The organism is Cupriavidus sp. OTU4054, from assembly GCF_038440175.1.
GTDB lineage: Bacteria > Pseudomonadota > Gammaproteobacteria > Burkholderiales > Burkholderiaceae > Cupriavidus > Cupriavidus pauculus_D.
Genome location: NZ_JASATF010000005.1, coordinates 249,781 through 263,905, shown reverse-complemented (window position 1 = coordinate 263,905; position 14,125 = coordinate 249,781). Strand labels below are relative to the sequence as shown.

Here is a 14,125-nt window from a genome sequence, read left to right as displayed (position 1 = left end):
TAGCCGAGTCCCCTCGGCGGGACTCCAGACTGCCAGCATGAAACAAGATCCGCGCTTCCCCAACCTGTTCATCCTCGACCACCCGCTGATCCAGCACAAGCTCTCGCACATGCGCGACAAGGAAACGTCCACGCGCACGTTCCGCGAACTGCTGCGCGAGATCACGCTGCTGATGGGATACGAGATCACGCGCGACCTGCCGCTGACCACGCGCCATATCGAGACGCCGCTGACACCGCTGGAAGCGCCGGTCATCGCCGGCAAGAAGCTCACGATCGTCCCGGTACTGCGCGCGGGCGTGGGCATGAGCGACGGGCTCGTGGAACTGGTGCCGTCGGCGCGTATCGGCCATATCGGCGTGTATCGCGACGAGCAGCACCGCCCCGTGGAATATCTGGTGCGCCTGCCCGATCTCGAGGACCGCAGCTTCATCCTCTGCGATCCGATGGTCGCCACGGGCTACTCGGCCGCGCATGCGGTGGACGTGCTCAAGAAGCGGGGCGTGAAGGATGACGCCATCACGTTCGTGGCGCTCGTGGCCGCGCCGGAAGGCGTGGAGGTTTTCCAGAAAGCGCATCCGGGCGTCAAGCTGTTCGTGGCATCGCTGGACAGCCACCTGGACTCGCACGCCTACATCGTGCCCGGCCTCGGCGACGCCGGCGACCGTCTGTTCGGTACGAAAAACTAGCATCGCGCGGGCGAGCGGCCACATCCCGCCTGCCCGCGCCGACCTCAGGCCATCAGAACTTGTGGCGCAGGCCGATGGTCGAGCCGAACTGGCTCTGGCCGATGGCGGCCGACCCGTAACCGCTGCCGCCGATGCCCACACCTGCCACGCCCATCGTGGACCGTTCGCGGTTCATCGCATAGCTGAGGTTCCAGTACATGTCCGTGCGCTTGGAGAACGCGTAGTCGCCGGACACGACGAAGGTCCACGGATCGGAACCCGAGCCGCGCACGTCCTGATAGTAGGCAGCGCCCGTCAGCGACAGGGCCGGCGTGACCTGATACCCCAGGCCCAGCCAGTACAGGTTCGATGCGTTCTTGCCATCGGTACCCGGCAGCGTGGCGAAGCTGTAGGCCTTGGCCCAGCGATAGCCCGCATACATCTTGACCGGACCGATCGCGTACGACCCGCCCAGCGCCGCGCGGCGGATCTTCATGTCTTCCGAATTCGGCATCCGGGCAACCGTACCATTGGGCTGACCCACGTTGAGCTGGTCCACGACCGCGCCCACGGCAAACGGGCCCGACGCATAGCCGAGGCCGAGGCTCGTCTCCGCGCCCAGCTTCGCCTTGCCCGGCACTTCGCCCCAGCCGCCGCCGCCCGTGTTCGCGCCAAAGCTGTAGAGCGCGCTCACGGTCAGCCCGTTGAAGTTCGCCGCGTACTTGACGGCATTGTCGGCACGGCCCGCGAACGCGCCGTCCTGCGTGGCCAGCGAGTAGTTGGCGAGCCCCATCGGATCGAACTGCAACGCAAAGTCGAAGGCCGGAGTTTCCTGACGGCCCAGGGTCAGCTGGCCCCAGTTGCCGGCCAGGCCCAGATAGGCCTTGCGGCCGAAGAGGCGGTTGTTCTGGCCCGATTTCCCGGTGTCGATATCGAAGCCGCTTTCCAGCACGAAGACGCCCTTCAGCCCACCGCCGAGGTCTTCCACGCCGCGCAGGCCCCAGCGGCTGCCGGCGAGGCCGCCGGACGTCATGCCGAGCACGGACTTGCCGCCCACCGGCGTGTTGGTACGATATTCGATGCCCGCATCGAGCACGCCGTACAGCGTAACGCTCGACTGCGCGAATGCCGACGTGGAAAGCAGGGCTGCGGCAGCAATAGGCAGAACCTTCAATTTCATAAATATGCTCTCTTATATTTTCGCAAGCCAATTCTTGCGAGCGAGCCAATTATGAAATCATCGATTTGATATGCTCAATGGCATCCGGGGCCATTGTTGCATCCGGACAAACCGCTTTTATCTAAATTTATTCCTTACAAATCAAGGATATGGATCTATATAAACGAAAATAAGACAAAGCGTTTCACTTAAATAAGGTTTGGCTTATTCATTCCGCGCCACAAGGAAAATACGATTCGCTTCGGGCATTTTCATCGATGCTCAACTTTCCTTGCAGCAAAAACAAGGGCCGCCCGAAAGGCGGCCCTTGTTCCATTTGGCGAAGCGGATGTCGCGCTATTTCTTGCGCCCCGATCCCAGCAGGCTGCCCAGCACGCCGCGAATCAGTTCGCGGCCCACCTGCGACCCGACCGTGCGCGCCGCGGACTTGGCCATCGACTCGAGGATGGAATCGCCGCGGCCGCTCTTGCCCGTGCCGCGCGTCAGCGTGCCGAAGATATCGCCGGCCTGGCCGAGCCAGCCGCCTTCCTCGGACGGGGCTTCCGGCGGGGTGCCGGCGGTCGTGCCGGCGGGCGCTTTCGCGGACGGCGCGGCGGTCTTGCCGCGGCCGCCATTGGCCGCTTCCCCACGCAGCTTCTCGTACGCCGACTCGCGATCGATCGCCTGCTCGTAGACGCCCGCCACGAGCGACGTGGCGATCAGCTGCTTGCGCTCGTCGTCGTTGATCGGGCCGATACGGCTGCCCGGCGCCAGCACCCACGCGCGCTCGGTGATGCCCGGCGTGCCCTTGGCATCGAGGCACGAGACCAGCGCCTCGCCCACGCCGAGCTCGCCGATGGCCTGTTCCAGCGACAGCTTGGGGTTCGCGCGCATCGTCGTCGCGGCCACCTTCACGGCCTTCTGGTCGCGTGGCGTGAACGCGCGCAGCGCGTGCTGGACGCGATTGCCGAGCTGGCCGAGCACCGTATCGGGAATATCGAGCGGGTTCTGCGTGACGAAGTACACGCCAACGCCCTTGGACCGCACGAGCCGCACCACCTGTTCGATCTTGTCGAGCAGCCCCTTGGGCGCGTCGTTGAACAGCAGATGCGCCTCGTCGAAGAAGAACACGAGCTTGGGTTTTTCCAGATCGCCGGCCTCGGGCAGCTTCTCGAACAGCTCCGACAGCATCCACAGCAGGAACGTCGCGTACAGGCGCGGGGCGTTCATCAGCTTGTCGGCGGACAGGATATTGACGACGCCCTGCCCCTTTTCGGTCTGGATGAAGTCCTCGAGGTTCAGCATCGGCTCGCCGAAGAACTGGTCCGCGCCCTGCGACTCGAGCGCGACGAGGCCGCGCTGGATCGCGCCGATGGACGCCGCGGAGATATTCCCGTACTCGGTGGTGAACTGCGCGGCGTTGTCGCCCACGTACTGGAGCATCGCGCGCAGGTCCTTGGCGTCGAGCAGCAGCAGGCCGTTGGCGTCGGCAATGCGGAACACGAGGTTCAGCACGCCCTGCTGGGTGTCGTTGAGCTCGAGCATGCGCGACAGCAGCAGCGGCCCCATGTGCGAGACCGTGGCGCGCACGGGATGCCCCTTCTCGCCGAAGACGTCCCACAACGTGGTCGGGCAGCCGCCCCATACCGGCTCCGGCAGGCCATGCTCGGCCAGCCGCGCCTTGAGTTTCTCGGATGCCTGTCCGGGCTGGGATATGCCGGTCAAGTCACCTTTGACGTCGGCCATGAACACTGGAACGCCCAGCCGCGAGAACCCCTGCGCGAGCGTTTGCAGGGTGACGGTCTTGCCGGTGCCCGTGGCGCCGGTGATCAGGCCATGCCGGTTGCCCATTTCGGGCAGCAGCACCAGTTCGTGCTCGGCATTCTTGGCAAGGAGGATGGGATCGGCCATGGCAGTCTCTGGAAGCACGTGCGGCCGTCAGGGAGAGTTGGCCGCGTGATAAAATCCTGCGCTGATTATAGCCAGCAGATTGGCACATCCATCACATGGCGCGCTGGCCGCGCCGTCACGCGTTTCCGCCTCGGAGAGAAGAAATCATGGCCGGTCATTCCAAATGGGCCAACATCAAACACAAGAAAGCCGCCGCTGACGCCAAGCGCGGCAAGGTCTGGACGCGACTCATCAAGGAAATCACCGTGGCCGCCAAGCTCGGCGGCGGCGATGCCGATTCCAACCCGCGCCTGCGCCTGTCGATCGACAAGGCCATGGACGCCAACATGCCCAAGGACAACATCCAGCGCGCGATCCAGCGCGGCGTGGGTGGCCTCGAGGGTGCCAACTACGAAGAAATCCGCTACGAGGGCTACGGCCTGGCCGGCGCGGCGATCATCGTGGACTGCCTGACCGACAACCGCACGCGGACCGTGGCCGAAGTCCGCCACGCCTTCTCGAAGCACGGCGGCAACATGGGCGCGGAAGGCTCCGTGGCCTTCATGTTCACGCATTGCGGCCAGTTCCTGTTCGCCCCGGGTACGCCCGAGGACAAGCTCATGGAAGCGGCGCTCGAAGCCGGTGCCGACGATGTGGTCGGCAACGAGGACGGATCGATCGAAGTCACCTGCCCGCCCAACGATTTTTCGGCGGTGAAGGCGGCGCTGGAAGCCGCGGGCTTCAAGGCCGAGGTGGCGGACGTCGTGATGAAGCCGCAGAACGAGGTGAGCTTCACGGGCGACGATGCCGTGAAGATGCAGAAGCTGCTGGACGCCATCGAAAATCTGGACGACGTGCAGGAAGTCTTCACCAACGCGGTCATCGAGGAGTAACGCCTCGGCGCGACTCGACCCCCGAAAACTCCCGAAACGGCCGCAGTCCCTCCGCGCATCCGTTTCTTATCTGGCAGTGGAACATGAAAGTATTGGTAGTCGGCTCCGGTGGCCGTGAACATGCGCTGGCCTGGAAGTTGGCCCAGTCGCCCAAGGTGCAGGTCGTCTACGTGGCGCCCGGCAATGGCGGGACGGCGCTCGACAAGCGCCTGCAGAACGTGCCGCTGACCGACCCGGAAGTGCTTGCCGCATTCGCCGAGCGCGAAGGCGTGGCCTTCACCGTGGTGGGCCCCGAGGCGCCGCTGGCCCGCGGCATCGTGGACGTGTTCCGCGCGCGCGGCCTGCGCATTTTCGGGCCCACGCGCGCGGCGGCGCAGCTCGAGTCGTCGAAGGACTTCGCCAAGGCCTTCATGCACCGCCACAACATTCCCACCGCCGCGTACGAGACGTTTTCCGACGCCACGCGCGCGCATGCCTATATCGATGCGCAAGGCGCGCCGATCGTGATCAAGGCCGACGGCCTGGCCGCGGGCAAGGGCGTGGTCGTGGCGATGACGCTCGAAGAAGCGCATTCGGCCGTGGACATGATGCTGGCCGACAACAAGCTCGGCGATGCCGGCGCGCGTGTCGTGATCGAGGAATTCCTCGAGGGCGAGGAAGCGAGCTTCATCGTGCTGGTCGATGGCAAGAACGTGCTCGCGCTGGCCACGAGCCAGGATCACAAGCGCCTGCTGGACGCCGATGCCGGCCCCAACACGGGCGGCATGGGCGCCTACTCCCCCGCGCCGGTGGTCACGCCCGCGCTGCATGCGCGCGCGCTGCGCGAGATCATCATGCCGACCGTGCGCGGCATGGAGAAGGATGGCATTCCGTACACGGGCTTCCTGTACGCGGGCCTGATGATCGACAAGGACGGCAACCCGAAGACGCTCGAGTTCAACTGCCGCATGGGCGATCCGGAAACGCAGCCGATCATGGCGCGCCTGAAGACCGACCTCGTGGACGTGATGGAAGCCGCGGTGACCATGCGCCTCGACGAAGTCGAGCTCGACTGGGACCGCCGGACCGCGCTGGGCGTGGTGATGGCCGCGTACAACTATCCCGACACGCCGCGCAACGGCGACGAGATCACCGGTATTCCGGCCGAGACCGCCGACGCCGTGACGTTCCATGCGGGCACCACCCTCCAGGACGGCAAGCTGCTGACCTCGGGCGGCCGCGTGCTGTGCGTGGTGGGCCTCGCGGACACCGTCAAGGCCGCGCAGAAGAACGCCTACGCGGCCGTGGAACAGATCCGGTTCGACGGCATGCAGTACCGGACCGACATTGGCTACCGCGCCATCCGCCGCTGAGGCGGCCGGACACCTTCCCGACCGGCGAGCGCTCCACGGCACGTGGGGCCAGCCCAGCCGGTACAATCGTGACACCACGATGACCGCCGACGCAGTGGATGCCATCCGTCGGCGGTTTTGTTACCGGCCCCTACGATCTTTTCGATCATGATCGATACTCAGGCAGTCCGTGCCTATCTGCTCGGTCTGCAAGACCGCATCACCGATGCCATCGCGGCCGTGGATGGCCAGGCGTTCCTGACCGACGCCTGGGAGAAACCGCCCACCGAACGCCTGCGTGGCAGCGGCCGGACGCGGATTCTCGAAGGCGGCGCCGTGATGGAACGCGCGGGCGTGGGCTTTTCCGACGTGCGCGGCGACACGCTGCCCCCTTCGGCCACGGCCAACCGCCCCGAACTCGCGGGCCGCAGTTTCGAGGCCACCGGCGTTTCGCTGGTGTTCCATCCACGCAATCCGTACGTGCCGACCGTGCATATGAACGTGCGCTGCTTCGTGGCCGTGAAGCCCGATGCGGAACCGGTCTGGTGGTTCGGCGGCGGCATGGACCTGACGCCCTACTACGGTGAAACCGACGATTGCGTGCATTTCCATCGCACGTGCGAACGCGCGCTCGCGCCGTTCGGCGACGACCTGTATCCGCGCTTCAAGCAGTGGTGCGACGAGTATTTCTTCCTGCGCCACCGCGGCGAGGCGCGCGGCATCGGCGGCGTGTTCTTCGACGACTTCTCCGCGCTCGGTTTCGACCGCAGCTTCGCGATGATGCAATCGGTGGGCGACGCGTTTCTGGATGCCTATCTGCCGATTCTGACCGCACGCAAGGACACGCCCTATGGCGAGCGCGAGCGTGAATTCCAGGCTTATCGCCGCGGCCGCTATGTGGAGTTCAATCTCGTCTTCGACCGCGGCACGCTGTTCGGGCTGCAATCGGGCGGACGCGCGGAATCGATCCTGATGTCGATGCCGCCGCAGGCGAGCTGGCGCTACGACTGGCAGCCGGCGCCGGAAACCCCCGAAGCCGCGCTATACAGCGACTTCCTGCCCCCGCGAGACTGGGCGGCACTGGGCGCGGTGCGATGACCCATCCGAATTCCGCATTGCAGCGTCCCGCATTGCAACGACCCTACCGTCTCGGCATTCTCGGCGGCACATTCGATCCGCCCCATCGCGGCCACGTCGCGCTCGCGCAACTGTTTATCGAACACCTCGGGCTCGACGAGCTCGTCTGGATTCCCACGGGCCAGTCGTGGCAGAAAGGCGACGATGTGACGCCCGCCGCCGACCGGTTCGCGATGACGGAACTGGCCGCCGCGGCCGTGGGCGAGACCGCCGCCGTGGTCGGCGTGAGCCGCATGGAGGTCGATCGCGCGGGCCCCAGCTACACCATCGATACCGTACGGCAGCTGCGCGAGCAGTACGGCCCGGAAGCGTCGATGTCGTGGCTCATGGGCGCCGACCAATTGCTGCGCCTGCACACGTGGCACGGATGGGAAGACCTGTTCGAACACGTGCACCTGTGCGTGGCCACACGGCCGGGATTCGACCTCGCCACGCTCGAGGGACCGGTGCGCGCCAGCATGGGCGCACGGCTGGCGGACAGGCACCTGATACAATCCACGCCCTCCGGCCACATGTGGCTCGATCAGACGCTTGCCGTCGATCTGTCGTCCACCGGCCTGCGCGCCCGTCTGGCCAGTGGTGACACTGCGGATGACCAGTTACCGGACGGCGTGGCACACTACATCGCGAGTCACGGTCTTTACCACAAGGCCCGGAGCGACTCGCCTCCCAACTCGAATCAAGGCTGAACAAGAACACACCATGGATATTCGCAAACTGCAACGCGCCATCGTCGACGGGCTCGAGGATGTCAAAGCGCAGGACATCAAGGTGTTCGACACCACTCACCTGACCGAGCTGTTCGACCGGGTGGTGATCGCCAGCGGCAGTTCGAATCGGCAGACGAAGGCGCTGGCCGCCTCGGTCCGCGACACGGTCAAGGATGCCGGCGGCCATATCGTGGCCGTCGAGGGCCTGGAAACGGGCGAGTGGGTACTGGTGGACTGCGGCGACGCGGTCGTCCATATCCTGCAGCCGCAGCTGCGCCTCTACTACAACCTCGAGGAAATCTGGGGTGACAAGCCGGTGCGCATGAAGCTCGCGAGCGGCAAGGGCCTGGCCAAGGCCAGCGAGCCGATGGACGAGGACGACGAGGACACCGCCGAGCGTGCGCCGCGCGCCAGGCGTGCGACCAACCTCAAGCCGGCGCTGGCGCGCCTGCCCGAGGGCATGAAGGAACCGTCGCCGCCGATGGGCCACGAGGACACCGATCCGGACGCCCTGGCGACGATGGGCCGCAGGCCCGTCACGCGCAAGGCCTCGACGGGCGTGCCGGTCAAGGGACCGGTGACGGCGCCGGCGCGGAAGGCGGCCGGCAAGACGGCGGGCACCCCGGCACGCAAGACGGCGACGAAGACCGCGACCAAGACCGCCACCAAGACGACGGCGGGCACGGCCACGCGCAAGACGGCCACCAAGACGGCAACCAAGACAGCCGCCAAGGCACCGGCCAAGACGGCCGCACGCAAGCGTACGGCCTGACCGAACAGGCGGCATCCGTAACGATCGGGCGACTTCCGCATGCAACTCGTGATCGTGGCCGTCGGCCACAAGATGCCTGCCTGGATCGAATCGGGCTTTGCAGAATATGCCAAGCGGATGCCGCCCGAGCTGCGTATCGAACTGCGCGAGATCAAGCCGGAAGCGCGTTCCTCGAGCAATAACGCCGCCACGGTGATGCAGCGCGAGGCGGCCCGCATCGAGGCCGCGCTGGGCGCGCTGACGCGCCCGCGCATCGTCGCGCTCGACGAACGCGGCAAGGACCTCACCACGGTCAAGCTGGCCGAGCAACTGACCGGCTGGCAGCGCGAGGGCGGCGACGTCGCCTTCCTGATCGGCGGTGCCGATGGGCTCGATCCGGCTTTGAAGGCGCGCGCCAGCACGCTCATCCGCCTGTCGAGCCTGACGCTGCCGCACGGCATGGTGCGCGTGCTGCTGGCCGAGCAGCTGTATCGCGCGTGGTCCGTCACGCAGAACCACCCCTATCATCGCGTTTGAGGCGCCGTGCCCGACCGGCATGGTGCCAGGCCTCTTCCCATGCCCATCGACCTGTCCCTCTACGACATTCTCTACCTCGCCTCCCAAAGCCCGCGCCGCCGCGAACTGCTGACGCAACTGGGCGTGCGCTATGAACTGTTGCTGGCCGATGCGGCCGAAGATGCCGAGGCGCTCGAGGCCGTGCTGCCTGGCGAGTCGCCCGACGCCTATGTCCAGCGCGTGTGCGCGCTCAAGGCCGAGGCCGCGTTGCAGCGCCGTCAGCGACGGGGCCTGCCCGCGCGGCCGATCCTGACTTCGGACACCACGGTCTGCCGCGGCGGCGACATTCTCGGCAAGCCCGCGGACGCCGCCGAGGCGACCGCGATGCTCGCCGCGCTCTCGGGCACCACCCACCGCGTGCTGACCGCGGTATCGGTGGTATCGGTGGCCGGCACGCGCCATGCGCTGTCGATCTCCGACGTCACTTTCCGCAAGCTCGGCGCCGACGAGATCGAGCGCTACGTGGCGAGCCGCGAACCGCTCGGCAAGGCCGGCGCATATGGCATCCAGGGCCGCGCCGCCGAGTTCATCGAACGTATCTCGGGGAGCTATTCGGGTATCATGGGCCTGCCCCTGTTCGAGACGGCCGCGCTGTTGCGCGAGGCAGGATTGCGGTTCTGAGACTTGCGGTCTGAGACTTGCGGTTCTGACACGTTTCCCATCGCCATGACTGAAGACATCCTAGTCAACATCACACCGCAGGAAACCCGCGTCGCCATCGTGCAGCAAGCCGCCGTCCAGGAGCTGCACGTCGAACGCACGCTCACGCGCGGGCTCGTCGGCAACATCTATCTGGGCAAGGTCGTGCGCGTGCTGCCTGGCATGCAGTCGGCCTTCATCGATATCGGACTGGAACGCGCGGCGTTCCTGCACGTGGCCGATATCTGGCACCCGCGCGACCCCGACAACAAGAACGGCGTGCAGCTCGCGATCGAGAAGACACTGTACGAAGGCCAGGCGCTGATGGTGCAGGTCATCAAGGACCCCATCGGCACCAAGGGCGCGCGGCTGTCGACGCAGGTCAGCATCGCGGGCCGCACGCTCGTGTATCTGCCGCAGGACCCGCATATCGGTATCTCCCAGCGCATCGAGGGCGAGGTCGATCGCGAGGCGCTGCGCGCGCGCGTGCAGGGCCTGGTCCCTACCGACGAGCGTGGCGGCTTTATCGTCCGCACGATCGCGGAGGAAGCCAGCAACGACGAGCTCGGCAACGATATCGCGTATCTGCGCAAGATCTGGTCGGCGATCAAGCTCAACGCCACGACGCTGCCGGCGCCGAGTCTGCTTTATCAGGATCTGAATCTCGCGCAGCGCGTGCTGCGCGATTTCATCAGCGAGGCCACGGGCTCGATTCAGGTGGACTCGCGCGAAAACTACCTCAAGCTCGTCGAGTTCGCGCAGGAGTACACCCCCGCCGTGCTGCCCCGCCTGTCGCACTACACGGGCGAACGGCCGATCTTCGATCTGTTCAATATCGACGCCGAAATCGAGCGCGCGCTGTCGCGGCGCGTGGACCTGAAGTCCGGCGGCTACCTGATGATCGACCAGACCGAGGCGATGACGACGATCGACGTCAACACGGGCGGCTACGTCGGCGCGCGCAATTTCGACGACACGATCTTCAAGACGAACCTCGAAGCCGCGCACACGATCGCGCGGCAGCTGCGCCTGCGCAATCTCGGCGGCATCATCATCATCGACTTCATCGATATGGAGAACGCCGAGCATCGCGAGCAGGTGCTCTCCGAACTGAAGAAGGCGCTCTCGCGCGACCGTACGCGCATCACGGTCAACAACTTCTCGCAGCTCGGCCTCGTCGAGATGACGCGCAAGCGCACGCGCGAATCGCTCGCGCACGTGCTGTGCGAGCAATGCCCGGTTTGCACCGGCAAGGGGCAGGTCAAGACGCCGCGCACGGTCTGCTACGACATCCTGCGCGAGATCATGCGCGAGTCCCGCCAGTTCAACCCCCGCGAGTTCCGCATCCTCGCCTCGCAGGAAGTCATCGACCTCTTCCTCGAGGAAGAAAGCCAGCATCTGGCGATGCTCGGCGATTTCATCGGCAAGCCCATCTCCCTGCAAGTGGAGTCGACGTTTCATCAGGAACAGTACGACATCATCCTGATGTAGCCGTCATCGTTCTGTCATCCGCTCCCTCCAGAATGCGCCGTGTCATTCAACGAGGAGTGGACATGACGCATGCCATCGAGGTCCGCGGACTCTCGAAAACTTTCCGGGCCGACCGCAAGGCGCTCGACGACGTCACGCTGCAGGTTGCGCCCGGCGAAATGGTGGCGCTGCTTGGCGCTTCGGGGTCCGGCAAGTCAACCCTGCTGCGGCACGTGGCCGGATTCATCACGGGCGATGCCGGCGCGGGCGAGATTCTCGTCAATGGCCGCATCGTCCAGCGCAATGGCCGCCTGGCGCGCAATGTGCGCAGCGTGCGCGCCGAAATCGGCTTCGTATTCCAGCAATTCAATCTGGTGGGCCGTCTGCCCGTGCTGACCAATGTGCTCGTCGGCATGCTCACGCGTGTGCCGAAGTGGCGCAGCCTCCTGCGCATTTTCCGTGCCGCAGAAGTGCAGGCCGGCCTCGATGCCCTTGCTCAGGTTGGTATAGACGACTATGCGTTTCAGCGGGCATCGACGCTGTCGGGCGGACAGCAGCAGCGCGCCGCCATTGCCCGCACGCTCGTGCAGAACGCCAACGTGATTCTGGCCGACGAGCCCATCGCCTCGCTCGATCCCGAGTCCTCGCGCCGTGTAATGACGCTGCTCTCGCAGATCAATCGCACGCGCAAGGTGGCCGTGGTCGTTTCGCTGCATCAGGTGGACGTGGCCATGCGCTACTGCCCCCGCGTGGTGGCGCTGCGCCAGGGCAAGGTGGTCTACGACGGCCCTTCCGCCGCGCTGACCGCGTCGATGCTGCGCGATCTCTACGGCACGGAAGCCGACGAGCTGCTGCACGACACGCACCACGGTGCCCATGACGGCAAGGCCGGCGCCGACGAACGCGTGCCCGCCGCTGTGATGGCCGTCTGATCGATGGCCGCCTGAACCAGCTTCTTTTCCTGCGCTTTTACCCCAACGTTTTCACACCGGAGTCACCCATGCTTCGCAGAACCTTCTTCGCCGCGGCCGCGGCCGTGACCGTCGTGATGGCTGGCACCGTTGCCACGCCCGCGCTGGCACAGGACGCCAAGGTCCTGAACATCGGCTTTATCTCGACGGAGTCGTCGTCGAACCTCAAGAATGCCTGGCAGCCCGTGATCGACGACCTGAGCAAGGCGCTCGGCGTGCAGGTCAAGCCGTTCTTCGCATCGGACTATGCCGGCATCATCGAAGGCATGCGCTTCAACAAGGTGCAGGTGGCCTGGTTCGGCAACAAGGCCGCCATCGAAGCGGTGGACCGCGCCAACGGTGAAGTGTTCGCGTCCGTGATCGACAAGGACGGCAATCCGGGCTACTGGTCGGTGCTGCTCGTGAACAAGGACAGCGAGCTGAAGTCCGTCGAGGACGTGATCCGCCGCGGCAAGGACCTGTCGTATGGCGCCGGCGATCCGAACTCGACGTCGGGCACCGCGGTGCCGGGCTACTACCTGTGGGCCGCCAACAAGGTCGAGCCGAAGACGCTGTTCAAGGCCGTGCGCATCGCCAACCATGAAACCAATCTGCTGTCGGTGATGAACAAGCAGGTGGACGTGGCGATCGCCAACACCGAGGCGATCGAGCGCTATCGCATCAGCACCGGCAAGAACGCGCTCGACCAGGTGCGCGTGCTGTGGAAGTCGCCGCTGATCCCGGCGGATCCGCTGGTCTACCGCAAGGATCTGCCGGCCGATACCAAGGCCAAGATCAAGTCGTTCTTCGTGAACTACGGCAAGGGTCCCGACGCCGCGCGCGAGAAGCAGCTGCTTGCCACGCTGACGTATCAGGGCTTCCGTCCTTCCACCGACGCCCAGCTGGTGCCGATTCGCCAGCTCGACCTGGCCAAGGAAAAGGCCAGGATCGAGCAGGATGGCTCGCTCGCCGCCGCCGACAAGGACAAGCAGCTGGCCGACGTCTCCCGCCGCCTGGCCGAGCTCGACAAGCTCGCCGCCAGCGCGCAGTAACGCCGCCATCGGGCGTGGCGCCGCGTTGCGCCGCGCCCGATGTGCGCTGATTCACCCGAATCCCCCCACTCCCGCCATGTCCCTGACCGCCACGCCCACCAATCCCCCGACGGCCCGCCCGCCGCGCACGTCGCTCGCCGTGATGCTGATCTGGGCCATCCTGCTGGCGACGCTCGTCGTATCGTGGAATGGCGCGGACATGCGTCCGCTCGACCTGCTGAACGACTCCGGCAACATGGCGAAATTCGCCGCCGACTTCTTCCCGCCGGACTTCCGCGATTGGCGCCACTACCTCGACGAGATGTTCGTCACGGTGCAGATCGCCGTCTGGGGTACCGCGCTCGCCGTCGTGCTGGCGGTGCCGCTGGGCCTGCTGTGCGCGGCCAATATCGTGCCGCCGTGGATCTACCAGCCGGCGCGTCGCCTGATGGATGCGTGCCGCGCGATCAACGAGATGGTCTTCGCGATGCTGTTCATCGTCGCGGTGGGCCTCGGCCCGTTCGCGGGCGTGCTGGCCATCTGGGTCCATACGACCGGTGTGCTGGCCAAGCTGTTCGCCGAGGCCGTCGAGGCCATCGATCCGCGCCCCGTGGAAGGCGTGCGCGCCACCGGCGCCGGCCCGATCGAAGAGATCGTCTACGGCGTGATCCCGCAGGTGCTGCCGCTGTGGCTCTCGTTCGCGCTCTATCGCTTCGAGTCCAACGTGCGCTCGGCCTCGGTCGTCGGCATCGTCGGTGCCGGCGGCATCGGCACCGTGCTGTGGGAAATCATCCGAAGCTTCCAGTACGGGCAGACCTGCGCGGTGATGATCATCATCGTGCTGTTCGTGACCGCCATCGACATGCTGTCCGCGCAGATCCGCAAGGTGCTCGTGTAACCCACGCCATCGCGCAACAAGAA

At 65.8% G+C, this 14,125-nt stretch carries 14 protein-coding genes; 12 read left to right on the top strand and 2 right to left on the bottom strand.

What is annotated here, in order from left to right; all coding sequences use genetic code 11:
• Window positions 1–37 precede the first annotated feature (37 nt).
• Window positions 38–688, top strand: coding sequence for a uracil phosphoribosyltransferase (gene upp / locus AAHB16_RS09125; RefSeq protein ID WP_150371036.1), 651 nt, complete (start codon window positions 38–40; stop codon window positions 686–688).
• 52 nt (window positions 689–740) lie between these two features.
• Here upp and AAHB16_RS09120 read toward each other — a convergent pair whose 3' ends face one another.
• Both AAHB16_RS09120 and AAHB16_RS09115 read right to left on the bottom strand, forming a co-directional pair.
• Entirely contained in the window at window positions 741–1,847 is a 1,107-nt protein-coding gene (locus AAHB16_RS09120; protein WP_150371035.1) for a porin, read from the bottom strand.
• A gap of 336 nt (window positions 1,848–2,183) precedes the next feature.
• Complete coding sequence (locus tag AAHB16_RS09115; RefSeq protein ID WP_342050670.1) at window positions 2,184–3,737, bottom strand: helicase HerA-like C-terminal domain-containing protein; 1,554 nt, start codon at window positions 3,735–3,737, stop codon at window positions 2,184–2,186.
• A 146-nt stretch (window positions 3,738–3,883) separates the two neighbouring features.
• Here AAHB16_RS09115 and AAHB16_RS09110 point away from each other — a divergent pair, with 146 nt between their 5' ends.
• From AAHB16_RS09110 to phnE, 11 genes are all read left to right on the top strand, one after another.
• Entirely contained in the window at window positions 3,884–4,609 is a 726-nt protein-coding gene (locus tag AAHB16_RS09110) for a YebC/PmpR family DNA-binding transcriptional regulator (RefSeq protein ID WP_109580443.1), read from the top strand.
• An 83-nt stretch (window positions 4,610–4,692) separates the two neighbouring features.
• Window positions 4,693–5,961, top strand: a complete 1,269-nt coding sequence (gene purD / locus AAHB16_RS09105; RefSeq protein ID WP_150371033.1) for a phosphoribosylamine--glycine ligase — start codon at window positions 4,693–4,695, stop codon at window positions 5,959–5,961.
• Between the two features lie 147 nt (window positions 5,962–6,108).
• Complete coding sequence (gene hemF / locus AAHB16_RS09100) at window positions 6,109–7,038, top strand: oxygen-dependent coproporphyrinogen oxidase (RefSeq protein WP_342050669.1); 930 nt, start codon at window positions 6,109–6,111, stop codon at window positions 7,036–7,038.
• Window positions 7,035–7,766: a nicotinate-nucleotide adenylyltransferase gene (locus AAHB16_RS09095; protein ID WP_342050668.1), complete on the top strand. Its 732-nt coding sequence runs from the start codon at window positions 7,035–7,037 to the stop codon at window positions 7,764–7,766. The genes hemF and AAHB16_RS09095 overlap by 4 nt, the downstream gene beginning before the upstream one ends.
• A 13-nt stretch (window positions 7,767–7,779) precedes the next feature.
• Complete coding sequence (gene rsfS, locus AAHB16_RS09090; protein WP_191002174.1) at window positions 7,780–8,559, top strand: ribosome silencing factor; 780 nt, start codon at window positions 7,780–7,782, stop codon at window positions 8,557–8,559.
• A gap of 39 nt (window positions 8,560–8,598) precedes the next feature.
• The gene (rlmH, locus tag AAHB16_RS09085; protein WP_150371030.1) at window positions 8,599–9,075 is read left to right on the top strand and encodes a 23S rRNA (pseudouridine(1915)-N(3))-methyltransferase RlmH; all 477 of its coding nucleotides are present in this window, start codon (window positions 8,599–8,601) and stop codon (window positions 9,073–9,075) included.
• Between the two features lie 39 nt (window positions 9,076–9,114).
• Window positions 9,115–9,735, top strand: coding sequence for a Maf family protein (locus AAHB16_RS09080; protein WP_150371029.1), 621 nt, complete (start codon window positions 9,115–9,117; stop codon window positions 9,733–9,735).
• A gap of 45 nt (window positions 9,736–9,780) precedes the next feature.
• Window positions 9,781–11,244 (top strand): ribonuclease G, encoded by a 1,464-nt coding sequence (rng, locus tag AAHB16_RS09075; RefSeq protein WP_150371028.1) that lies wholly within the window; start codon window positions 9,781–9,783, stop codon window positions 11,242–11,244.
• A 62-nt stretch (window positions 11,245–11,306) separates the two neighbouring features.
• On the top strand, window positions 11,307–12,155 hold the full coding sequence (gene phnC / locus AAHB16_RS09070) for a phosphonate ABC transporter ATP-binding protein (RefSeq protein ID WP_342050667.1): 849 nt from the start codon (window positions 11,307–11,309) through the stop codon (window positions 12,153–12,155).
• A 68-nt stretch (window positions 12,156–12,223) separates the two neighbouring features.
• Complete coding sequence (phnD, locus tag AAHB16_RS09065) at window positions 12,224–13,225, top strand: phosphonate ABC transporter substrate-binding protein (RefSeq protein WP_150371027.1); 1,002 nt, start codon at window positions 12,224–12,226, stop codon at window positions 13,223–13,225.
• A 76-nt stretch (window positions 13,226–13,301) separates the two neighbouring features.
• Entirely contained in the window at window positions 13,302–14,102 is an 801-nt protein-coding gene (gene phnE, locus AAHB16_RS09060; protein WP_150371026.1) for a phosphonate ABC transporter, permease protein PhnE, read from the top strand.
• The last annotated feature ends 23 nt before the right edge of the window (window positions 14,103–14,125 follow it).